Below are 22,158 nucleotides of genomic sequence, written 5' to 3'. Positions count from 1 at the left end.
TATTTTTTTACTAGTAATCATTTCTATATATTTTTAAAGTTAGTATATTATCATTAAAAGTTATATCAGCTTTATCTATCATCATTCCAACTAATGAAAGTTCCCCATCTAGTTCATATTCTCCACCTAAACTCCAATAGTACTCTTCAACTTCATGTTGGCGTTTAGTATTTAATATATTTCTTAAATTAGATAATTCTATGTCATCAATTTCTCTAACTTTTCCCCATATGAGGAATTGAGAAGAGTTTTCCTCCGTGTGCATTGTAACATGAATATCATGAGCCCCTAACTTATAAAGATAGGTGATTAATTCATTTATTATTCTAAGGTTTTTTTCAAATTTAAATTTCATTTTTTAGATAAGCTCCTTTTTAAATATGTTGATTACTGGAATTAGAAGCATTGCAACAAAGCCAGCAGCTAACCCGTTATTATATAAATTAAGACCACCATGAAGATATCCTATATTTGTAACCATATTTACATGCAAGAAACCAGCTAATATTCCTATTTTCCATCCAAATTTACCTGCAATTGGAGCAAGCGCAGTAGAAAATAAAATAGAAAGTATTAAAGATGGTGAATTTATAGGGTTTATATTTATAATAGCTCCTAATAATGCACCAATTATTATAGGAGTAACATTTCTTATATGTTTACCAAAAGCTCCAAATCCAATTATAGTAAATATTCCGGAAATGGTTGGTCCATTTAAATCTCCGTTTAAAATAATTACAAGAAAAGTGGCTAGAAATCCAAGGATACCCATATTAATATAACATGTTTCTCCAAAGAGTAAATAAAAATCACTAACTAATCTACCAGGCTGTTTAATTATATACATTAATTTTTCTTTGGGGTCAGAATTATGAAATAAACCAATTAATATTAAATATGATGAAATTATAATTAGTAGAATGGAAAATATGTGATTAGATCCAGTATTCCATATCATTCTAGTCTCAAATTCTATTCCTACAGCTCTAAGTATAGACATTAATAAAGTAGCAAATAAACCAGCAGCAAAGCCTATATTATATAAGTTATAACCATTATGAGCTTTTATACAATGCGAAGCTATAGGTGCTAAAATAAAACCTGTACAAATACCTATTGTATAGCCTAAAGTTATTCCTGATAAAGTTGAAAAATATGGTGTAAAACTTAGTTGACTTACAGTAGGTGCTAAAGTTGTTGATAGTAAAGCAACTAATGTGTAATTAAGAAAAGGTTCTTTTTGATACTTGGAGTAAAGATAAACTCCTATAATTATTGGCCAAATATTTAATAAATTTTTACCGAAGAATGCAAATCCAGTCATTAGCCATAAAGACATAATTGTAGATCCATTAGGCTTAACTCCAGTTAATACTAACATTAATATAGAGAGAATACTTGTTAAAGCAGAATTAACAAGTGATGCGCCAATTCCTCCTATTTCAACATAATCTGTTATTAAAATATCCGGACTTAAAATTATTTTCTTTAAACCGAAATAGATTTCACTTGGTGTATCTAATATAAATGCAACAACAATAAAAAATATATACATTAACAATAAAACAACATAAGGGGGGTATAACTTTCTTTTTCTTATAAAAATCACCTCTCAAGATTTTAAAATAAATTTCTGCACAATAATTTCAAATTATTAACAAATACTATTGATTAAATTAAATTAATTTTATAAAATTAGATGGTTATATATATTTAAATATATGATATATGGTTAACGGAGTATAATATAATTATAACTGAAAAAAAACTATAGTTAAATATAAAATAGGGGGAGTTTGGTATGGAGGTTAAGAAGCAAAAACAAGTACCAGAGATAAAAGGTATATTAAGAAGCCATGTAATAGAGGTTCCTTCTTGTATAAGAGAATGTACTGGAATAAAGATATTTGGAAAAAGAATAAAATCGTTACTCTTTACTACGGATGTTGCTATTATAAGAAATACTAATGCAGATGCTATTATAGCGGTTTATCCTTTTACTCCTCAACCACTTATAACTCAAGCTTTAGTTATGGCAGCGGATGTACCGGTATTTTGTGGAGTAGGAGGAGGAATAACTCAAGGTAAAAGAGTAGTGAATCTAGCTTTAGATGCAGAGTTCAAAGGTGCAATGGGCGTAGTAGTTAATGCACCTACAGCAAATGATATTATAAGAAAAATACGAGAAACTATAGACATACCAGTAATTGTTACTGTAGTTTCAGAGTGTGAAAATGCTGCTGAAAGAATAGAAGCAGGAGCAACTATATTAAATGTTTCAGGGGGTAAAAATACTCCTAATATTGTAAGAAAGATAAGAGAACAATTTCCTTCCTTTCCAATAATAGCAACAGGTGGTCCTACAGAAGAAACTATAATGAGAACCATAGAAGCAGGTGCAAATGCTATAACATACACTCCACCTCCATCAGGAGATGTAATGGGAAGTTTAATGGATAAATATAGAGATCAAAATTAAAATTATAAAAATATATTTAGTTTCAATTAAGAAATTCTACCACTATGAAAAACCATAGTGGTTTTATTTATTTTATTCTTAATAAGATTTAATCTATTTATTTAAATTTATAATAAATATGATATACTAAAATATAAGATTTAAAAGTGAAGAGGTGAATAATAGTAAATATATTATGGATAAAACTGAATATATAGTTGATAGAATTGAGAATGATTATGTTATATTAGAAACAAAAGTAAATAGTTTAATTAATATTAAAAAAAGTGATATAATAGGAACAGTAAAAGAAGGAGATATTTTAATTAAAAAAGATGGTCTTTACTTTATAGACGAAGAAGCTACAAAGTTGAGGCGTGAAAAAATTAATACAATAATGAAAGGGTTATGGGAAGAATGATTGAAAAAGATAAAGTAAATGAAGTAGAAGAAAATAATAAAAATTCTATGAAAAACTTCATGAATGAGTGGGGAATTCCAATAATCTCAGCAATAATATTAGCTGTTCTTATAAATAAGTTTATACTATTTAAGGTTTTAATACCATCAGAATCTATGGTTCCTACATTAAATGTTGGAGATAGACTTTTTGTTACAAGAGTCTATAATCCAGAGAAGCTTAAAAGAGGAGATATTATAGTATTTTACTCAGAAGAACTTCAAGAGTCTTTAATAAAAAGACTTATAGGATTACCAGGAGATAAAATAAAAATAGAAAATGGTAAAGTATTTGTAAACGGAGAAATGCTTGAAGAAAATTATATAGGAGCTGAGGATAAATTTAATGGTGAATACCAAGTTCCAGAAGGAAAATACTTTTTTCTAGGAGATAATAGACTTTGGTCAAAAGATTCAAGATACTGGATTAACCCATATATAGATGGAAAGGATATAAATGGAAAAGCACAAATTAAGGTTTATCCTTTTAATCAAATTGGAAAAATAGAGTAAAATAAGTATATGGAAAGGAAGAATTATGGATAATAAAAATACAGAAGAAAATAATAATAAGAAAAAGCAGTATTCAATATTTTATGCGATTATGGCAATTCTATTTTTATACGCTTTTACATCAACAAAAAATTTTATGACTACTCAAGAAATACCTTATAATGAGTTTTTAAGTATGGTAGAAAATAAGGAAGTTGAAAGTGTTACAATTTCATCAAGTGAAATAAAAATATTACCTAAGGAAGATAGTAGTAATAAAATAAGCGGTAAAATATTGTACACAGGAAATGTTGATGATCCTAATTTAATAAGCATTTTAAATGAAGCAGGTGTAGAGTTTAGAGCAGAAGCAATTCAAAATAATTATATAATAGAATTTATTATTACATGGATAATAACTCCTATAATATTCTTCTTTATTTTTAGGTTTATTGCTGGGAAAATCGGAAGAAAAATGGGAACACCTCCTATGATGGGAATGGGTAAAAGCAATGCTAAGATTTACAAAGAAAATGATATAAAGATAACCTTTGATGATGTAGCTGGGCAAGATGAAGCTAAGGAGTCTTTAAAGGAAATAATAGACTATTTAAATAATGCTGAAAAATACACTGATATAGGAGCTAAGCTTCCTAAAGGTGCTCTTTTAGTCGGACCTCCAGGAACAGGAAAGACGTTGCTTGCTAAGGCTGTAGCTGGAGAAGCTAATGTACCATTTTTATCAATTTCAGGATCAAACTTTGTTGAAATGTTTGCTGGTATGGGAGCTGCTAAAGTTAGGGATCTTTTCCAAGAAGCAGAAAAGAATGCTCCATGTATAATATTTATAGATGAAATAGATTCTATAGGTAAAAGCAGAGATTCTCAGCTTCAAGCAAATGATGAAAGAGAACAAACATTAAATCAGCTTCTAACTCAAATGGATGGTTTTGATTCATCAAAAGCTATAGTTATTTTAGCAGCTACAAATAGGCCAGAAATATTAGATAAAGCACTATTAAGACCTGGTAGATTTGATAGAAGAGTAATAGTAGATAGACCTGATTTAAAAGGAAGAATAGATATATTAAAAGTACACTCTAAAGGGGTAAAGCTTGGAGATGATGTAAATCTAGAAGAAATTGCAAAGAGTACTCCAGGGGCTGTTGGAGCAGACCTTGCAAATATAGTAAATGAAGCAGCTTTAAGAGCAGTTAAACATGGAAGAGAATTTGTAATGCAAGAAGATTTAAGAGAAGCTGTTGAAGTTATAATTGCAGGAAAAGAAAAGAAGGACAGAATACTTTCTCCTATGGAAAAAAGGGTAGTAGCGTTTCATGAGGTAGGTCACGCACTTGTTGCAGCTTTATTAGACAAAACTGACCCTGTTCATAAAATAACTATAGTTCCAAGAACTATGGGAGCCTTAGGATATACCATGCAATTACCAGAAGAAGAAAAATACTTAGTATCAAAAGAAGAATTAACAAGTCAAATAATGGTTATATTAGGTGGTAGATCTGCTGAAGAAGAGGTATTTAATCTCGTTTCAACGGGGGCATCTAATGATATTGAGAGAGCAACTCAAACAGCAAGAAGTATGGTTACTATTTATGGTATGACTGATAAGTTTGATATGATGGCTTTAGAATCAGTTCAAAATAGATATTTAGATGGAAGAGCGGTAAGAGAATGTAGTGATGATACTTCAACTCTTGTAGATGAAGAAATATTAAATATAATAAGAACTTGTCACAAAAATACTAGAAAACTATTAAATGAAAATAGAGATTTGCTTGATAAAATATCAGAATATCTATTAGAGAAAGAAACTATATTTGGAGATGAGTTTATGGAGTTTGTTTATGAAAAATATCCAGAACTAAAAGATAAGAAAGATAAGAAAAATAAGAAATTTGATGAAGTAAAAGAAATTTAAAAAAGATCAATGAAATAGTTAACGAAAGGGTGTACATAATTTTTTGTTACACTCTTTCTTAATCATACAAATATATAAAATCAAAGGGGGAATAACTCTTGGATAAAATAGAACTATTAAGAGAAGAAGAAAATCTAAAAAATACATTAAATATACTTAATGAAGAAACACTTAAATATATAGAAAAAAGAAAAAGCATATCAGAATATATACTTGACTATAGAAAAAAATATATTGAGGAATATAGAGATGATGAAGATAAACTTATAGAGTATTTCGATCATGAGAGATATATAAAGGAGGAATCCTACAAAACAATAGATAAAAGATTATCTGAATTTGTTAAACTTAAAGAATCACCATACTTTGGTAAAATAGGATTTATAGATGATGGGTATTCAGAAGAACTTTATATAGGTAGATATGGGTTAACACCAGAAGGAACTTATGATCCAGTTATTGTAGATTGGAGAGCTCCTGTTTCCTCATTATTTTATAAAGGAGTACTTGGGAAAACTAGTTATAAAAGCCCACAAGGAGAAATTCCAGTAAATATATTATCAAGAAGACAATTAATTATAAAAAAGGCTAAGTTAGAGGGATATTTTGATTCTGATATAAATATACAAGATGAAATACTACAAATGGTCCTTTCATCTAATTCTGGAGAAAAACTTAAAGATATAGTAAATACAATACAAAAAGAACAAGATGAAATAATAAGAGCTGATAGAAATAAGGTTATTGTAGTTAATGGTGTTGCAGGTTCAGGAAAAACTACTATAGCACTTCATAGAATTGCATATCTTTTATACAATTTTAGAGATCAATTAACTGATAAAGTACTAATTTTGGGTCCAAATGATATATTTATGGATTATATTTCAGAAGTTTTACCTAATTTAGGAGAAACAGCAGTAATAAATGAAACATTTTTATCTTTTGCATATAAGGAAATAGGCTTGCAAGAAACCGTAAAAGATATAACTTATTACTTAGAAGAAGTTTTAAATGGAAATGAAAGTATACTAAATGAAATAAAATATAAGTCATCAAATGATTTTATAGAAAAATTAGATAGAGAAGTAGAAAATATAGAGGAAAACTATTTTAATATTAATCCAGTTAAATTTTTAGGTGAAGAAATAGTTTCTATAAATGAAATAGATGAGTTATTCAATAAGCATTATAAATATATGCCGATATTTAGAAGAAGTAATAAAATAAAGATGATACTTATTTCTAAAATAAAAGACAAAAGAGATGAAAAGGTAAGAGAAATTAATATAAAGGCAAAAGAAGAAAAAGCAAGATTATCTGCAGAAGAATTAGTCATTGAAGAAAATAATATAGAGTTTAGAAGAAAGCTTGAAATAAGAGATGTAATTAGAGAAGTAATGAAAGCTAAAGATGAAATAGATAATTGGATAGAAAATGAAAGTGTTGTAAAAATATATAAAGACTTTATAAATACTGAAGAATTATCTTATTTAGATTTACCAGCAATTCTTTATCTAATGATAAAATTAGAAGGCAAAAAATCTAAAACTGAAATAAAGCATATAGTTATAGATGAAGCTCAAGATTATAATATGTTACAGTTTATAGTTTTAAAAGAATTAACAGGCTGCAGAAGCTATACTATAGTAGGAGATTCTAACCAAAGACTTATTAAAGCAGAAGAAACATCAGCTATGCTAAAATTGAAAGATATATTTGGAGGGTTCTTTAAATTATTTGAACTAAACAAAAGTTATAGATCAACTTATCAAATAATGGAATATGCAAGCAAGCTTTTAGATGAAAATGCAGTTGTTCCTTTTGTTAGAAAAGGAGAGTTTGATGTTTTAGAGACAGTTGTTCCTAAAAATGATAAGGAAGATTTAATAGATGTTATATTGAATTTATTAGAAGATTACCAAGAAGAGAAGTATGAGAACATTGCTATTATAACAAAGGGAAAAGATGAACTTAATATTATTGCTCCAGAACTTAAGAAGTATACTAATATGCTAGCATTTAATAATGTAGATGTAGTATATAAAGGAGGAAGAGTTCTTATTCCATCATATTATGCAAAGGGATTAGAATTTGATGCTGTAATTGTTGTTGATTTTGATGAAAATACTGATAATTTAATTAAATATATTATGTGTACTAGGGCATTGCATAGACTATCAGTTATAAAAGTTAGATAAAATTATACTTATATTAAGATAGAGGTTTAAATAAATATTATTACTAAAAATAATATCCAGAGAGTAATATCCCTGGATATTATTTTATAAATAATAATAAAATAATTATTGTTTTGTAACATTTCACAATATATTTAAATTTTTATTAGTCATAATTTAAGAAAAATTGATAATGGTATTAATAAGATTGAATTTAAAATAAAAGCTATTATAATAAAAACATAAGCTTCTTGTAAACGATATTAAAGGGGGGTTGAAGAGTGGAGTGTTTTTATGAACAATTCCAAACTAAAGATTATAGCAGTTTAGAGCGAATATTGAATATTCTATCTAAAGTATCATTAGTTATTGCACTATTGTTTTTAGTAATGTTTAACTTTATAATTGCAGCAGTCTTTGCTTTAATATATTTAATTATTTTTATTTTATCTAGAAAGCTTATAGTTGAATATGAATATGAGCTTACAGGAAACGAACTAGTAATATTCAAAATAATGAATAAGAGTAAGAGAAAAGAAATAGGGAGCTTCAATATAAGAGATATATCAAGTGTAAAGAACTCGGAAAATATTGGTGAAACAAATAATAAAATTGTAAAAGCTTATTTAGAGGATACTGGGTTAAAAGATAAAATTTATATGGCAAAAACATCTCAAGGAATGGTAGGATTTCAATTAGCTATGGATGAAAATTTAACAAATTTAATTAAAAGAGTTAATCCATTAGCATTTTATTAATATATAAAATTGGAGGAGAAAATTATGGCAGGCGTAACTTTAAAAAGTATTCAAAAAGTATATGAAAATGGATTTAAGGCAGTTCAAGATTTTAATTTAGACATTAAAGACAGAGAGTTTATAGTTTTTGTTGGACCATCAGGATGTGGTAAATCAACAACATTAAGAATGATAGCAGGATTAGAAGAAATATCTGGTGGAGAATTATATATTGATGATAAATTAGTAAATGACGTAGCACCAAAGGATAGAGATATAGCAATGGTTTTCCAAAACTATGCATTGTATCCTCATATGACAGTTTATGAAAATATGGCATTCGGATTAAAGCTTAGAAAGCTACCAAAGCAAGAAATAGATGAGAAAGTTAGAGAAGCAGCAAAGATATTAGATATAGAACATCTTTTAGATAGAAAACCAAAGGCTTTATCAGGTGGACAAAGACAAAGAGTTGCTATGGGAAGAGCTATAGTTAGAAGTCCTAAAGTATTCTTAATGGACGAGCCTTTATCAAACCTTGATGCTAAGCTAAGAGTTCAAATGAGAATAGAAATTTCTAAGTTATATAATAAGTTAAATACAACATTTATATATGTAACACATGACCAAACAGAAGCAATGACTTTAGGAACAAGAATAGTTGTTATGAAAGATGGAGTTATTCAACAAGTTGATTCACCAACTGAAATCTATAATCACCCAGCAAACTTTTTTGTTGCAGGATTTATAGGAAGTCCTCAAATGAATATGACATATGGACAAAACTTAGTTAAAGATGGTAAAAACTATGTTAAGGTATTTGATAAATTAATTGAAATTCCAGAAGACAAAGTTAATATTGTAAAAGAAAAGAATGCTGAAAATATAGAAGTTATAGTTGGTGTAAGACCAGAAAATATCTATCATTTAAAAGAAGAGTTGGCTAATCCAGGAGTTGTTACTTTTAAAGGAGAGGTTGATTTAAAAGAAAATTTAGGTGCAGAAACATATATCCATGTTAAGAAGGATGGAGCAAACTTTATAATTAAATCAAGAACTGGTGCTGATTATAAAATTGGAGATTCAATAGAATTTGGATTTGATGCTAATAAAATTCATATCTTTGATAAAGAAGAACAAAACACAATATTCTAATAAATTTAAGAATCTGAAAAGGGGTGCGCGAAACGCGTACCCCTTTATGTAATTAACAAAGGTAAACTAGAGAAATTTAGTAAGCATAATATAGACCTCTTTATTAAATATGCATTAGCTATTAAAAAAATAAATATTTTTCAAATTATTTTTTATAATTTTTTTCAGCTTGCTCCCAATTAACTACATTCCACCAATTATCTATGTATTCAGCACGTCTATTTTGATATTTAAGGTAATAGGCATGTTCCCAAACATCTATTCCTATAATAGGAGTTAAACCTATAGATATAGGAGAGTCTTGATTTGCTGTAGAAATTATAGACAATTTACCATCCTTATCGAAAACTAACCAAGCCCAACCAGATCCAAATCTACCTAATGCAGCTTCTTTGAATTTAACCTTAAAATTATCATAAGATTCAAAATCTCTATTTATTGCATTTAATAAATCTCCTTTAGGACTTTGATTTTTCTTTGGGCTCATTATACTCCAGAAGAAGTCATGATTATATACACCACCTGCGTTGTTTATAACAGTTTGCTTTATATCAGATGGGATTGAATCTAAATCCTTTAAGATTCCTTCTATGCCCTTAGAATATAATTCAGGATGTTTAGCAATAGCTTTATTTAAATTATCTAAATAAGCCTGTTCATGTTTATCATGATGAAGCATCATAGTTTCTTTATCAATATATGGTTCTAATGCATCATAAGCGTATGGGAGTGGCTTAAGTTGAAATTGTGCATCTCCTAAGCTTTTACCTGTAGCTAAAGATGATGGTATTAAAGTTATAAAAGTAACAAGTGATAAAGCTATTAATGATAAAAAGTTAAGTTTCTTTTTCATTTTATTTCACCTCCTAAACTAGTATTTGTTTTAAAATATTATTTTATAAATAAATAGTGAAAGTGATATAATAGCTATATTGATAATTTAAGGAAAAGATGGTGATAGTATGGAGGAATTAATAAAGAATAATTCAATAAGTATAATATATTTTAGTGGATCAGATTGTGGAGCTTGTGATGTTATCAAAGAAAAAGTTCAATTTTTAATAAAAGAATATAAAGAAATAAAATTTTTAGAAATTAATGCAATAAAAAATAAAGAGTTAGCAGCACAACATGATATATTTTCACTACCTATTTTATTATTATTTATTAATGGAAAAGAAGCATTGAGATTAGGAAGATATTTTGATGTTTTAGAATTTAAAAATTCAATAGATAGATATTATAGTTTAATTTATAGGTAAAGGTTTGAAAATGTAATTATATAATGCTTTTAGTAATTCAATGTGAAAAATTAGCCTTACCTTAAGTTTGTAAGTGGACATATGTAAGTTTGCGTTAGCTTGGAGCGGAGTGACGGAATAAGTAAACTTACATATGTCCACTTTTTTATTAAGAAACTTTTAATAAATATGATAGCAGTTTCTTAATTTTCTCAAATTAAACTTATTAATAAGAGCAAGGTTACTTAATATCTATATTATGGTAAAATATTAATAAAAAGATATTGGGAGGACTTATGAGTAAGTTAAGCATTTTAGTAGTAGATGACGATAAGGAAATTACAGAAGCAATAGAGATTTATCTTATAAATGAAGGATATAATGTATTTATTGCTTATGATGGAATACAAGCTTTAAAAATAGCTAAAGAAGAAAGTATACATTTAATAATAATGGATATAATGATGCCTAATCTTAATGGTACTAGAGCCACAATTGAACTTAGAAAGGAAAAAGAAATACCAATAATAATGCTATCTGCTAAATCGGAGGATTCAGATAAAATTTTAGCATTAAACCTAGGAGCAGATGATTACATAACTAAGCCGTTTAATCCGTTAGAACTTATAGCAAGGGTAAATTCACAAATAAGAAGATATACAAGATTTTCTTCTATAAATAAAGAGGAAAATAATGAAAAAATTATAGTTGGAGGATTAGAATTAAATAATAATAATAAAGAAGTAACTGTTAATGGAAAAGAGGCCAAGCTAACACCACTAGAATTTAAAATTTTAAGTCTTCTTATGAGCAATTTAGGAAGGGTATTTTCTATAGAAGAGATATATGAAAGAGTTTGGAATGAAGTTGCATATAACGTAGATACAGTAACTGTACATATAAGAAGAATTAGGGAGAAGATAGAGGTAGATCCTAGAAATCCTCAATATCTAAAGGTAGTTTGGGGAGTTGGATACAAAATTGACAAAAAATAAGTACTTTTATAATTAAATTTAGGAGGGAGTGATTCTAATAAAATCAATGGAAAAATTATATATAAAACTACCAATGGATATAAAAATTATGATTCCTGTATTGTTAATATGCCTTATAAATGAGTTAGTGTATAATGTTATTCCTCACTACAATTTAGGACTGTATTGTAATTTTATAATACTAGCTACATTAATATTTATACTACCAACATATTTATTTATAAAAGATATAATATTAATTATAAGTAGGAAACGAAGTTCTAGTAAATTTATATTAAAAAAATATTTAGTAATTATGTATACAAGATTACCAATGGATATAAAAATTATAATTCCTATTTTGCTAATATTTCTTATAAATGAATTAAGATATAATGTTATTGTATATTATGATGGAGGGCTATATTCTAATTTTATAATACTATCTACATTAATATTTGTAATATTAACATCCTTATTCATAAAAGATATAATACTAATTATAAGAAAAAAGCAGAAGCCTATTAAATTTATGATAAAAGAATTTTTAGTTATCGTAATAAATAAAATTAAACAATGTTATATGATAAAAGCTACAGGAGTAAAAGTAAGCATATTAATATTACTAACAATATTAGCATTAGTGTGTATTAAAGTAATTATTATACATTATTACTACTGGCCATATAATATAGTATTAACAGCGCAAACATATGTCATTTTATATATGATATTATTGACTGCCTATATAATCACAATACTTGGAGAAGTGAATGTATTAAAAATCAAATCAAATCAAATTACAAATGGAGAGTATGAAAAAGAAGTTAAAGATAATCAAATGATTATTCTTAAAGATATAGAAAAGAATATTATAAATATAGAAGATGGATTAAGAGAATCTGTAAGTAAGGCTATAAAAAGCGAAAGAATGAAGAGTGAATTAATTACAAATGTATCTCATGATTTAAAGACACCTCTTACATCTATAATAAATTATGTAGGTTTATTAAAGGAAGAAAACTTATCACAAGAAAAAAGGGATAAGTATATAGATGTTTTAGATATTAAATCAAAAAGACTTAAAATTTTAATAGAAGATTTATTTGAAGCTTCAAAAGTTGCATCGGGTAGTATAGAACTTCAAAAAGAAGATTTAAATATAGTATCATTACTTAGACAAATTTTAGGTGAGTTAGAAGAAAAGATATCCTTAGCGGAATTAAATATAATAACTAAATGGCCAGATGAAAAAACTATGTTATTTTTAGATGGAAGAAAAACATTTAGGGCATTTGAAAATTTAATAAATAATATAATTAAATATTCAATGAAAAAATCTAGAGTATATATTGAAGTTATAAGTGAAGAAAAAGAAGTATCTATAATAATGAAAAATATTTCATCATATCAGTTAGATTTTACAGCTGAAGAAATTGTTGAAAGATTTAAAAGAGGAGATAAATCTAGAAGTACAGAAGGATCTGGACTTGGACTAGCTATAGCGAAAAGCATAATTGAATTACAAGGTGGTACTTTTGATATAGAAATAGATGGAGACTTATTTAAGGTAATTACAACATTTGAAAAATAAAATTTACAAAGTTTTATTTAGTATGAAATTGTATTTATTTCTAAATGAAAATAGAAAAGAGATAAAAATGTACTTTATAGAAGAGGCTTTTAAAAAAAGTTTATTCTATAAAGTACATTTTTATTTTTATTATCTTTATTCCATTGTAATTGGAAAATTTTAATTTTCATCTTCATCTATTAAATCATCAACACCAAGTAATTCCTCATCAGAATTTTCATTAAGAGAACTGCTACTTTTATATGTTATTTGATTGATAGCTTGATATATTTTTTCTAAAAGATAATTTTGTATTCTTCTAGCTTTATGCGTTTTATTAAAGATAATGAAGCTCCATATTCCTATTATAGAGAAAGTTATCATAAACAAAGTACCTATGCTATAGAATACTATTTGAAAAATTTGAACAGCTAAGTCCATATTATATTACCTCCAAATTTTTATATAAAAATATTATATCATAGAAAATAATATAATTTAGATTAAATTAAAATAAATGTATAAAATTTCATATTAATGATTAGTATTTAGCTTAAATGTCTATAATTTAAAAAAGATATTAATCAGAAGGAGAAGCATATATGAAAAAAGTAATATTATTAGTAATATCTACAGTATTATTGATTGGATTCTTGCTGGGGTTTATAGAGGTAGTAAATAAGGAAACAACTGAAAACAAAGAAGTATTTACATATTCAGTATCTTCAGTACCATCTGACTTTAAATCTGTAGGAAATTTAGATAAAAGAGTACAGGATATAGTATGTGCAACTAGTAGAGGATTAGTTGAATTAAATGCTTCTAAAGATATAGTACCTTCATTATCAGAAGGTGTCAAAGTTAGCGAAGATGGATTAGAGTATGACTTTAAAATAAAATCAGATACTTATTGGAGTGATGGAACCCAAATAACACCAAAAGATATAGTAGCCTTTTTTAGAGAAATATTGACAGAGGAAAATGAAAAAAATATAGGAGCTTTATTAAATGTATATGGAGCTAAAAACTTTAGGGATGGAGAAGGGTCATTTACTGAAAATGTTGGAATAAGAGCTGGTGAGGATAATGTTGTATTTAGATTAAATTCTAAGGATGACAAGTTTATTAAAGAGCTAACTGAACCACAATATAGACTTAGAAAAAATGTTTTGTTATGGGAAAATATAAAACAAAATTATGATAAGTTAATTTATTCAGGATGTTATGAAATTTCAGAAATGACAATAACAGAATTAACACTTAAAAGAAATAGCAATATAAATCCTAAGTTAGTTGAAACTATAAAAATTGTGGATGATGAAGGTGAAGAATTAGCTATGGCAGCTTTTGAAGTAGGGGGAAGGGATATAGTTATCAATCCACCTAAAAGCCAATTAAGTCGATTGAGTAGAGAAAATAGGCTTATAACTTTAGAATCAAATAAAGCTATGTATTTAACCTTTAACCCCAATTCCGATATTATACCATTAGAAGGCAAAAAAGATATATATAGATTATTAAATAGATCTATGGAACAGTATCAATTAGAAAATAGTATGTTTATAGAATTAGCAGAAGGAAGTTACTTTAGAGAAGATAAAGAAGATTTACTAAAGCTTCAAGCAAGAAAAGTTATGAGTAATGAAATAGTTCAATGGGATAAACCTGAAGAAGTTGTATTAGTTGCAGAAGAAAGTACTCAAAATAAGGAAATTTGCGAGTATATTGTTGAGTGGTTTAAAAATAATACTGATATATACTTAAGTTACAAGCTTATAACAAAAGAAGAAGTTGCTTCAATAAAGGATGTAAATTATTATAATATAGCTTTAATTCAAGGCGATTCAAGTGTATCATCTAATAACTCTATATATAGTGTGCTTATAAACTTTCTTCCAGAAAAGCATAGAAGTCAATTACTATTAGCTAAGACAGAAGGGGAAAAATTAAATACATTTTCTAAGCTTGAAGATGAATTATTTAATACTTATCAAATGCTTCCTTTAGTTTTTTACAATGATAATATAGCCGTAAATAGTAGAATAAAAAATATGATATTAGATGGAAATGGGAATATAGATTACAATAAAATAGAAAAATCATAAAGACTAAGGCTACACCAAGGTCTTTATGATTTGTTTTATATATTTAGTGTATATCTATCAAATTATTCATTAATTTCAGGGTTTAGAAACTCTTCTTCTTCAACAGCAGTTATATTACTTTGAGTAAGGTCATCAGCTACATCATTGATTGTAAGTTTACTAGCAGAATCTGTACTATTACTTAGTTTTTTTGGAGAGTCTGATTTAATAAGTTTTATTTCATTCATAAAGTCATCTTTAAATAGAAAAATTATTAATTGATATATATACATATTTTTAAAGCTATCAAATGAAGAACTTGATGATAAAAATGAATCTCTTTTTTTAGAGTAAGAAATACTTTTATTAAAAATAGGAGCTATTCCCAAGTTAGTTGGTGTTGATGTTGTTGGCATTCTAAAAAAGTTTTCTTCTAGCATATCAGCTGAATTTAATGTTAAACCCTTATATCTTTCAGCATCATCTAATGTAGGAGCCTCTGGCCAACAAGTTATTAAACCTGAGTTAATAAAATACTTTCTATACAATGATGATATCATATTTCTATATTCACCATATCTATTAGATTCTTTTGCATAGATAATAATAGCTAAGAAATAGAAAGTAACATCAAAACATGAGTATTTCAGTTCTTTCTTACCAGAAAGTTTAAGGAAAACTTCCTTTTCATCATCATATAAAGATACTAGTTTATTATTTATTTCCCTTGCCTTTTCGTTAAATGTAATCATTTGAGTATGTTTAAATGATAGCATCAAGTTTATGCAAAATAAGCACGTAAAATCTAAAGAATCGACATAGTAGTCTTTTTCATCAAATTTATTTATTAGAAAATCTGTTAAATCAATAATTAATATTTGAGAGTCTAAATTTTTTGAAAAGCTATAAAAAATATTAATAGATGTAAGTATTTTACAGATTTCTTCGAAAGAACATTCGTAAATTTTTTCCTTAAACTCTATAAGCATTTGTAATATTTCTAATGAAAATTTATTATAGTCTTCTGAAATTTCATCTTCTGGAAATAATGTTGAATATAGATTATATGCAACCATCATGCAGGCTTGGTCAGAAAACTTAAATTTATTACTTTTATCAGAAAGATTAAATCCTTTATGGTTATTTTCAGACAGATTTTTCTTTTCGATAAATACTCCTTCATTGTTTCTTAAGTTCATTGAATAAAAATCAAGTTGTTCTCTTGCTAGTTTCTTATATACTTGAGAATAAGAATATAATCTTTCATCAGCATCTTTAAATCTTGAGTAATAAGTAGTTAATTGTAGTATTGATGTAGTCATTAATGCATTAGTTATTGGAGATATATCCTTCTTAAAGGAATCCTCATCAAATCCATTATAGTTTTTACTATGAATATAATTAGGAGAAGATTTTCTATATATACATAGTAGTGGAGAAAAATTACCAGATGTGGTAATATCAATGGAGGACGATGTTTTTTTATAATTTTTAATTGAATCTACTAATCCACATTTTGATTCAAGGACTAATGTCCTTATGGCCTCTTTTGATAAGTGAAAAAGTTGGCCGTTAATTTCTTTTTGGGATAGTTTATTCATTCTAAAAAATGGTCCTATATATCGCAATTTATTCACCTCTTCATTAATCCTTATATTAATAATATGAGGTTAATATTAAAATAGTGCATAAATTTTAATAATATTAAGAATTGGAGGCAAATCATGAGAATAGATGGAAGAAAAAATGAGCAAGTAAGAGCTACAAAAATAACTAGAGGATATACAAAATATGCAGAGGGATCTGTATTAATAGAGGTTGGAGATACAAAGGTGATTTGTACTGCATCCATAGAAGATAAAGTTCCGCCTTTTTTAAAGGGGCAAGGAGAAGGTTGGATAACAGCAGAGTATAATATGCTTCCAAGATCAACAGGAACTAGAAAGGTTAGAGATATAGCTAGACTAAAGCTGGATGGAAGAACTATGGAGATACAAAGGTTAATAGGAAGAGCTTTAAGGTCAGTTATGGATCTAAAAGCACTTGGAGAAAAAACAATATGGATAGATTGTGATGTTATTCAAGCTGATGGTGGAACTAGAACTGCATCAATAACTGGAGCTTTTGTAGCTTTAGTAGATGCTATAAATAAGCTTCATAAGGAGAAACCTTTTGATGTTTATCCAATAAGAAGCTTTGTAAGTGCAACTAGTGTAGGAATAGTAAAGAATGAAAAAGTTATAGACTTATGTTATGAAGAAGATTCTAATGCAAAGGTTGATATGAATGTTATAGCTACAGATGAAGGTGAATTCATAGAAATACAAGGTACTGGTGAAGAATCACCATTTAGTAGAAGTGATTTAAATGAACTTTTGGATTTAGCACAAAAGGGAATAAAACAAATGGTACAAATACAAAAAGAATCCTTAAAGATGGATGCCCTTTGGATAGGTACTGGAGGTAAGTAATACTTATGAAGAAACTTATAATAGCAAGCAATAACCAAGGAAAGATAAAAGAAATAAAAAAAGTTTTAGAAAATATACCACTTAAAGTACTTTCTTTAAATGATATAGGAGTAGATATAGATGTAGAAGAAGATGGTATAACATTTGAAGAAAATGCAAAAAAGAAAAGTGAAGAGATATATAAAGAATTAATAAACAGAGGCGAAAGCGATTTTATCGTGATGTCAGATGATTCAGGTTTAGAAGTTGAATACTTAAATGGAGAACCTGGAGTTTACTCAGCAAGATATGCAGGAGAACATGGAAATGATAAGAAAAATAATGAGAAATTACTTATAAAATTAAAGGGCGTTAGTTATAAAAATAGAAAAGCTAGATTTGTATGTCAACTAGCTTTAATAGATGAAAGAAAATCATATAAATCAGTGACTGGAACGGTAGAGGGATATATATTAGAAGAGGGGAGAGGAAAAGATGGTTTTGGATATGATCCATTATTTTTGTATGAACCTCTTAATAAGACATTAGCAGAGATGACAATTAAAGAAAAAAATGAAATATCCCATAGAGGGGCTGCTTTAAAAAAAGTTGATGCAATTATAAAAGAACTTTTATAGGAGGAAGAATATGAAGATTGCTGTATTGAGTGATTCTCATTATGAGGTTTCATCTTTAATTTCTATAAAAAAGTATTTAGTAGATGTAGATATTATATTACATTGTGGAGATGGGGCATCAGATATAAAAATATTAATGGATGATTTTAAGGGAGAAATCTATGCAGTTAAAGGGAATTGTGATGTTACTATGGATTATCCCAGTGAAAGAATTATTGAAATAATGGGTTTGAAACTATTTATTACTCATGGACATATGTATAATGTAAAGAATGAATATAATACTATATTCTATAAGGGAAAAGAAGTAGGTGCTAACATAGTTCTTTTCGGACATTCTCATAAGGCCTTAATAAGTGAACATGATGGATTAACTATAATGAATCCAGGAAGTGTAACACTACCTTATGGAAGAGCTAAGAAGACTTTGGGATTTATAGAAATATTAGATAACAATAAAACTAAGATTTATTTAAAAGAAATAGAATGATAAATTTTATGCAATCCGTTATAAATAGGCATTATTTTTAAATATCTATTTAAACCTATAAAATTCTTATATATAGATTATTTTTTTAAAAATGTATTGACGGATTGCTATTCCTATTGTAGAATAAACATTGTCGCTGAAAGATATAGAGGATATCGGGGTGTGGCGCAGATGGGAGCGCGCGTGGTTTGGGACCATGAGGTCGCAGGTTCAATCCCTGTCACCCCGACCACTTAAAACATAATATGCGGGTGTAGCTCAATGGTAGAGCCCTTGCCTTCCAAGCAAGTTACGTGAGTTCGATTCTCATCACCCGCTCCAATTTTTTTAAAATGTGATTTAAAAAAATATTGACAAGTGGCAATTAATGATATAAAATAATTAATGTCATTTAACGAATATGCGTGTTTAGCTCAGCTGGATAGAGCAACGCCCTTCTAAGGCGTGGGCCAGGAGTTCGAATCTCTTAACACGCACCATTGCCGGGGTGTGGCGCAGATGGGAGCGCGCGTGGTTTGGGACCATGAGGTCGCAGGTTCAATCCCTGTCACCCCGACCACTTAAAACATAATATGCGGGTGTAGCTCAATGGTAGAGCCCTTGCCTTCCAAGCAAGTTACGTGAGTTCGATTCTCATCACCCGCTCCATTAAACATAATATATTAATGGTAATACGCGTGTTTAGCTCAGCTGGATAGAGCAACGCCCTTCTAAGGCGTGGGCCAGGAGTTCGAATCTCTTAACACGCACCAGATATGCGTCATTAGCTCAGTTGGTAGAGCACCTGACTCTTAATCAGGGTGTCCCGGGTTCGATCCCCTGATGACGCACCATTATGGTGAACGTAGTTCAGTTGGTAGAGCGCCAGTTTGTGGCACTGGTTGTCGTGGGTTCGAGTCCCATCGTTCACCCCATACGCTGGGATATCGCCAAGCGGTAAGGCACCGCACTTTGACTGCGGTATTCGTAGGTTCAAATCCTGCTATCCCAGCCAACTTGGTTTACTAGCTCAATCGGTAGAGCACTTGACTTTTAATCAAGGTGTACCGGGTTCGATTCCCGGGTAAGCCACCAATATATATGCAGATGTGGCGGAATTGGCAGACGCACTAGACTTAGGATCTAGCGCCATTGGCGTGGGGGTTCGACTCCCTTCATCTGCACCATATATATTAAAATAATATTAGCATAAGCGGAAGTGGCTCAATGGTAGAGCGTCACCTTGCCAAGGTGAATGTTGCGGGTTCGAGTCCCGTCTTTCGCTCCAATATGCGGGTGTAGCTCAATGGTAGAGCCCTTGCCTTCCAAGCAAGTTACGTGAGTTCGATTCTCATCACCCGCTCCAATACGCGTGTTTAGCTCAGCTGGATAGAGCAACGCCCTTCTAAGGCGTGGGCCAGGAGTTCGAATCTCTTAACACGCACCATTATGGTGAACGTAGTTCAGTTGGTAGAGCGCCAGTTTGTGGCACTGGTTGTCGTGGGTTCGAGTCCCATCGTTCACCCCATACGCTGGGATATCGCCAAGCGGTAAGGCACCGCACTTTGACTGCGGTATTCGTAGGTTCAAATCCTGCTATCCCAGCCAACTTGGTTTACTAGCTCATTCGGTAGAGCACTTGACTTTTAATCAAGGTGTACCGGGTTCGATTCCCGGGTAAGCCACCAATATATATGCAGATGTGGCGGAATTGGCAGACGCACTAGACTTAGGATCTAGCGCCATTGGCGTGGGGGTTCGACTCCCTTCATCTGCACCATATATATTAAAAATAATATTAGCATAAGCGGAAGTGGCTCAATGGTAGAGCGTCACCTTGCCAAGGTGAATGTTGCGGGTTCGAGTCCCGTCTTTCGCTCCAATATGCGGGTGTAGCTCAATGGTAGAGCCCTTGCCTTCCAAGCAAGTTACGTGAGTTCGATTCTCATCACCCGCTCCAAAAGAAAAGACAACTAGGATTTAGTTGTCTTTATTTTTTTATTCTCACAAAACACTAGGAGGCTGTTGAAAAAAATTATGTTGTGGATAAATAATGAGAATAATTATATGTAGTTAGAGTTCTTAGAAAAAAATTAGGAGGAAAGTATGGTATTTGAAGCATGTACTGGTTGTTATGAGGAATCTGTCTTAGCAAGAGATAATGGTGCAAATAGAATAGAATTGTGTGATAACTTAAATGAGGGTGGTACTACTCCTAGTTATGGCACTATAAAGAAAACTATAGAAAATATGAACCTACCTATAAATGTAATAATTAGGCCAAGAGGTGGTAATTTTGTATATAGTGAAATAGAAAAGGAAATAATGTGTCTTGATATAGAAATGTGTAGAAATTTGGGGGCAAATGCTATTGTAATCGGAGCATTAACAAACGAAAATAAAATAGATAAAAGCTTTATACAAAAGGTAAAAGAAATAAGTGGACATTTAGAAATAACTTTTCATATGGCATTTGATGAAATTGAAGATAAGAAAGCAGCAATAGATGAATTAGTTGCCTTAAAGATAGATAGAATATTAACTAAAGGTGGAAAAATCTCTGCATTGAATAATCTAGAAAAGATAAAAGAATTAATTATATATGCTGAAGACAGAATAGTTATAATGCCGGGAGCAGGGATAACTAATGAAAATAGAGATTTAGTTATAGAAAAAACAAATGCAAAGGAATTACATGGAACAAAAATTGTATAGATAATTATTTAATAGTTAAGTAATATAGTTGTAAATTAGGATATATTGCTTAGCTATTTTTTTGAGAAAGAAATTATTTATCAGTTTGTAATGAAAGATGTGAAAAATTTTAAACTTATTCTATTGGAGAAAAGTTTGGATAAAAAGTAAATATCAACATTTTGAATATGCTAAATATATAAAAATGTTGATATTTTAAGTTTTATATGGTGCACCTAGAGGGGCTCGAACCCCCGACCACTGGATTCGAAGTCCAACGCTCTATCCAACTGAGCTATAGATGCTTATTATAATATATTTTACAGATATAAAATATATTATAATACTAATAAAATAAAATTTCTACAATTTAGTGATTTCTAAAATTTTAACTCATTATTTTGTTTTTAATACAATTGCTCAATATAGTAATATAGCTAGTTATTATATGTACGTATTTGTTACGTATATTAATAGACAAGTAATGGAATTAAAGTGTTAATATGCATAATAATGTGATTTAATAATATTAAACACACCCAGGTGTATCAATATGTAGAAAATAGAGAAATAATAATAAAATGCTATAAAAATAATGAATAATTTTAAATAAATAGA

20 protein-coding genes and 21 tRNA genes are annotated in these 22,158 nt (G+C 28.8%); 35 read left to right on the top strand and 6 right to left on the bottom strand.

Translation table 11 applies throughout. The features are described 5' to 3' along the window. Positions 1 to 10 precede the first annotated feature (10 nt). Positions 11 to 355, bottom strand: coding sequence for a hypothetical protein (locus ACH36K_RS00220; protein ID WP_411169067.1), 345 nt, complete (start codon positions 353 to 355; stop codon positions 11 to 13). 3 nt (positions 356 to 358) lie between these two features. Continuing rightward, on the bottom strand, positions 359 to 1,555 hold the full coding sequence (locus tag ACH36K_RS00215; protein WP_411169066.1) for a DUF1576 domain-containing protein: 1,197 nt from the start codon (positions 1,553 to 1,555) through the stop codon (positions 359 to 361). Between the two features lie 246 nt (positions 1,556 to 1,801). On the opposite strand from ACH36K_RS00215, the gene ACH36K_RS00210 reads away from it, so the two are divergent. From ACH36K_RS00210 to ACH36K_RS00180, 7 genes are all read left to right on the top strand, one after another. After that, complete coding sequence (locus ACH36K_RS00210) at positions 1,802 to 2,479, top strand: hydrolase (protein WP_411169065.1); 678 nt, start codon at positions 1,802 to 1,804, stop codon at positions 2,477 to 2,479. Positions 2,480 to 2,654: 175 nt separating this feature from the next. Then, a complete protein-coding gene (locus ACH36K_RS00205) occupies positions 2,655 to 2,879 on the top strand; it encodes a DUF3006 domain-containing protein (protein WP_411169064.1) in 225 nt (74 codons plus the stop codon). Then, on the top strand, positions 2,876 to 3,430 hold the full coding sequence (lepB, locus tag ACH36K_RS00200; protein ID WP_411170635.1) for a signal peptidase I: 555 nt from the start codon (positions 2,876 to 2,878) through the stop codon (positions 3,428 to 3,430). Before ACH36K_RS00205 ends, lepB begins: the two co-directional genes overlap by 4 nt. A gap of 25 nt (positions 3,431 to 3,455) precedes the next feature. Further along, a complete protein-coding gene (gene ftsH, locus ACH36K_RS00195; protein ID WP_411169063.1) occupies positions 3,456 to 5,348 on the top strand; it encodes an ATP-dependent zinc metalloprotease FtsH in 1,893 nt (630 codons plus the stop codon). Between the two features lie 98 nt (positions 5,349 to 5,446). Continuing rightward, positions 5,447 to 7,546 (top strand): HelD family protein, encoded by a 2,100-nt coding sequence (locus tag ACH36K_RS00190; protein ID WP_411169062.1) that lies wholly within the window; start codon positions 5,447 to 5,449, stop codon positions 7,544 to 7,546. Between the two features lie 260 nt (positions 7,547 to 7,806). After that, a complete protein-coding gene (locus ACH36K_RS00185) occupies positions 7,807 to 8,283 on the top strand; it encodes a hypothetical protein (RefSeq protein WP_411169061.1) in 477 nt (158 codons plus the stop codon). A 24-nt stretch (positions 8,284 to 8,307) separates the two neighbouring features. Then, positions 8,308 to 9,417 (top strand): ABC transporter ATP-binding protein, encoded by a 1,110-nt coding sequence (locus ACH36K_RS00180; RefSeq protein ID WP_411169060.1) that lies wholly within the window; start codon positions 8,308 to 8,310, stop codon positions 9,415 to 9,417. A gap of 145 nt (positions 9,418 to 9,562) precedes the next feature. On the opposite strand, the gene ACH36K_RS00175 is transcribed toward ACH36K_RS00180, so the two are convergent. Then, positions 9,563 to 10,270, bottom strand: a complete 708-nt coding sequence (locus ACH36K_RS00175; RefSeq protein WP_411169059.1) for a superoxide dismutase — start codon at positions 10,268 to 10,270, stop codon at positions 9,563 to 9,565. A gap of 109 nt (positions 10,271 to 10,379) precedes the next feature. Here ACH36K_RS00175 and ACH36K_RS00170 point away from each other — a divergent pair, with 109 nt between their 5' ends. The 3 genes from ACH36K_RS00170 to ACH36K_RS00160 all read left to right on the top strand — a co-directional run bounded on the left by ACH36K_RS00170 (position 10,380) and on the right by ACH36K_RS00160 (position 13,226). Then, on the top strand, positions 10,380 to 10,679 hold the full coding sequence (locus tag ACH36K_RS00170) for a thioredoxin family protein (RefSeq protein ID WP_411169058.1): 300 nt from the start codon (positions 10,380 to 10,382) through the stop codon (positions 10,677 to 10,679). 275 nt (positions 10,680 to 10,954) lie between these two features. Then, positions 10,955 to 11,653: a response regulator transcription factor gene (locus ACH36K_RS00165; protein WP_411169057.1), complete on the top strand. Its 699-nt coding sequence runs from the start codon at positions 10,955 to 10,957 to the stop codon at positions 11,651 to 11,653. A gap of 28 nt (positions 11,654 to 11,681) precedes the next feature. Further along, positions 11,682 to 13,226, top strand: coding sequence for a sensor histidine kinase (locus ACH36K_RS00160; RefSeq protein WP_411169056.1), 1,545 nt, complete (start codon positions 11,682 to 11,684; stop codon positions 13,224 to 13,226). A 159-nt stretch (positions 13,227 to 13,385) separates the two neighbouring features. On the opposite strand, the gene ACH36K_RS00155 is transcribed toward ACH36K_RS00160, so the two are convergent. Then, positions 13,386 to 13,646: a hypothetical protein gene (locus ACH36K_RS00155; RefSeq protein ID WP_322379388.1), complete on the bottom strand. Its 261-nt coding sequence runs from the start codon at positions 13,644 to 13,646 to the stop codon at positions 13,386 to 13,388. Positions 13,647 to 13,807: 161 nt separating this feature from the next. On the opposite strand from ACH36K_RS00155, the gene ACH36K_RS00150 reads away from it, so the two are divergent. Beyond that, positions 13,808 to 15,310: an ABC transporter substrate-binding protein gene (locus ACH36K_RS00150; protein WP_411169055.1), complete on the top strand. Its 1,503-nt coding sequence runs from the start codon at positions 13,808 to 13,810 to the stop codon at positions 15,308 to 15,310. 62 nt (positions 15,311 to 15,372) lie between these two features. Here the strand turns inward: ACH36K_RS00150 and ACH36K_RS00145 are convergent, their stop codons facing one another. Next, the gene (locus ACH36K_RS00145) at positions 15,373 to 16,890 is read right to left on the bottom strand and encodes a hypothetical protein (RefSeq protein WP_411169054.1); all 1,518 of its coding nucleotides are present in this window, start codon (positions 16,888 to 16,890) and stop codon (positions 15,373 to 15,375) included. 123 nt (positions 16,891 to 17,013) lie between these two features. On the opposite strand from ACH36K_RS00145, the gene rph reads away from it, so the two are divergent. The 24 genes from rph to ACH36K_RS00025 all read left to right on the top strand — a co-directional run bounded on the left by rph (position 17,014) and on the right by ACH36K_RS00025 (position 21,561). Then, positions 17,014 to 17,760: a ribonuclease PH gene (gene rph / locus ACH36K_RS00140; protein ID WP_411169053.1), complete on the top strand. Its 747-nt coding sequence runs from the start codon at positions 17,014 to 17,016 to the stop codon at positions 17,758 to 17,760. 5 nt (positions 17,761 to 17,765) lie between these two features. Beyond that, positions 17,766 to 18,377 (top strand): XTP/dITP diphosphatase, encoded by a 612-nt coding sequence (locus tag ACH36K_RS00135; RefSeq protein ID WP_411169052.1) that lies wholly within the window; start codon positions 17,766 to 17,768, stop codon positions 18,375 to 18,377. Between the two features lie 10 nt (positions 18,378 to 18,387). Continuing rightward, positions 18,388 to 18,867, top strand: a complete 480-nt coding sequence (locus tag ACH36K_RS00130) for a YfcE family phosphodiesterase (protein ID WP_411169051.1) — start codon at positions 18,388 to 18,390, stop codon at positions 18,865 to 18,867. Positions 18,868 to 19,023: 156 nt separating this feature from the next. Continuing rightward, a tRNA-Pro gene (locus tag ACH36K_RS00125) sits at positions 19,024 to 19,099 on the top strand. 15 nt (positions 19,100 to 19,114) lie between these two features. Continuing rightward, positions 19,115 to 19,188 (top strand) — tRNA-Gly (locus ACH36K_RS00120). Positions 19,189 to 19,269: 81 nt separating this feature from the next. Continuing rightward, positions 19,270 to 19,346: transfer RNA gene (locus ACH36K_RS00115), tRNA-Arg, on the top strand. A gap of 4 nt (positions 19,347 to 19,350) precedes the next feature. Next, positions 19,351 to 19,426, top strand: a tRNA-Pro gene (locus ACH36K_RS00110). Between the two features lie 15 nt (positions 19,427 to 19,441). Then, positions 19,442 to 19,515, top strand: a tRNA-Gly gene (locus ACH36K_RS00105). A gap of 27 nt (positions 19,516 to 19,542) precedes the next feature. After that, a tRNA-Arg gene (locus ACH36K_RS00100) sits at positions 19,543 to 19,619 on the top strand. Positions 19,620 to 19,624: 5 nt separating this feature from the next. Continuing rightward, positions 19,625 to 19,700, top strand: a tRNA-Lys gene (locus tag ACH36K_RS00095). Between the two features lie 5 nt (positions 19,701 to 19,705). After that, positions 19,706 to 19,781: transfer RNA gene (locus ACH36K_RS00090), tRNA-His, on the top strand. Between the two features lie 5 nt (positions 19,782 to 19,786). Continuing rightward, positions 19,787 to 19,861, top strand: a tRNA-Gln gene (locus tag ACH36K_RS00085). Between the two features lie 4 nt (positions 19,862 to 19,865). Further along, positions 19,866 to 19,941: transfer RNA gene (locus ACH36K_RS00080), tRNA-Lys, on the top strand. A gap of 8 nt (positions 19,942 to 19,949) precedes the next feature. After that, a tRNA-Leu gene (locus ACH36K_RS00075) sits at positions 19,950 to 20,033 on the top strand. A gap of 26 nt (positions 20,034 to 20,059) precedes the next feature. Continuing rightward, positions 20,060 to 20,134, top strand: a tRNA-Gly gene (locus ACH36K_RS00070). A 4-nt stretch (positions 20,135 to 20,138) separates the two neighbouring features. Beyond that, a tRNA-Gly gene (locus tag ACH36K_RS00065) sits at positions 20,139 to 20,212 on the top strand. Between the two features lie 4 nt (positions 20,213 to 20,216). After that, positions 20,217 to 20,293: transfer RNA gene (locus ACH36K_RS00060), tRNA-Arg, on the top strand. Positions 20,294 to 20,298: 5 nt separating this feature from the next. Beyond that, positions 20,299 to 20,374 (top strand) — tRNA-His (locus ACH36K_RS00055). Positions 20,375 to 20,379: 5 nt separating this feature from the next. Beyond that, positions 20,380 to 20,454: transfer RNA gene (locus ACH36K_RS00050), tRNA-Gln, on the top strand. 4 nt (positions 20,455 to 20,458) lie between these two features. Then, positions 20,459 to 20,534, top strand: a tRNA-Lys gene (locus tag ACH36K_RS00045). Between the two features lie 8 nt (positions 20,535 to 20,542). After that, positions 20,543 to 20,626: transfer RNA gene (locus ACH36K_RS00040), tRNA-Leu, on the top strand. Between the two features lie 27 nt (positions 20,627 to 20,653). Continuing rightward, a tRNA-Gly gene (locus ACH36K_RS00035) sits at positions 20,654 to 20,728 on the top strand. A 4-nt stretch (positions 20,729 to 20,732) separates the two neighbouring features. Next, positions 20,733 to 20,806, top strand: a tRNA-Gly gene (locus ACH36K_RS00030). A gap of 146 nt (positions 20,807 to 20,952) precedes the next feature. Beyond that, positions 20,953 to 21,561 carry a copper homeostasis protein CutC gene (locus tag ACH36K_RS00025; protein ID WP_322382032.1) on the top strand — a complete coding sequence of 203 codons (609 nt, stop codon included), beginning with the start codon at positions 20,953 to 20,955 and terminating at the stop codon, positions 21,559 to 21,561. 207 nt (positions 21,562 to 21,768) lie between these two features. Here the strand turns inward: ACH36K_RS00025 and ACH36K_RS00020 are convergent. Then, positions 21,769 to 21,845: transfer RNA gene (locus tag ACH36K_RS00020), tRNA-Arg, on the bottom strand. Between the last annotated feature and the right edge of the window lie 313 nt (positions 21,846 to 22,158).

Origin of the sequence: Clostridium sp. MB05 (assembly GCF_046581255.1) — a bacterium.
GTDB lineage: Bacteria > Bacillota > Clostridia > Clostridiales > Clostridiaceae > Clostridium.
Note: the sequence above shows the minus strand (reverse complement) of the source record. Positions and strands in the feature narration are given on the sequence as shown.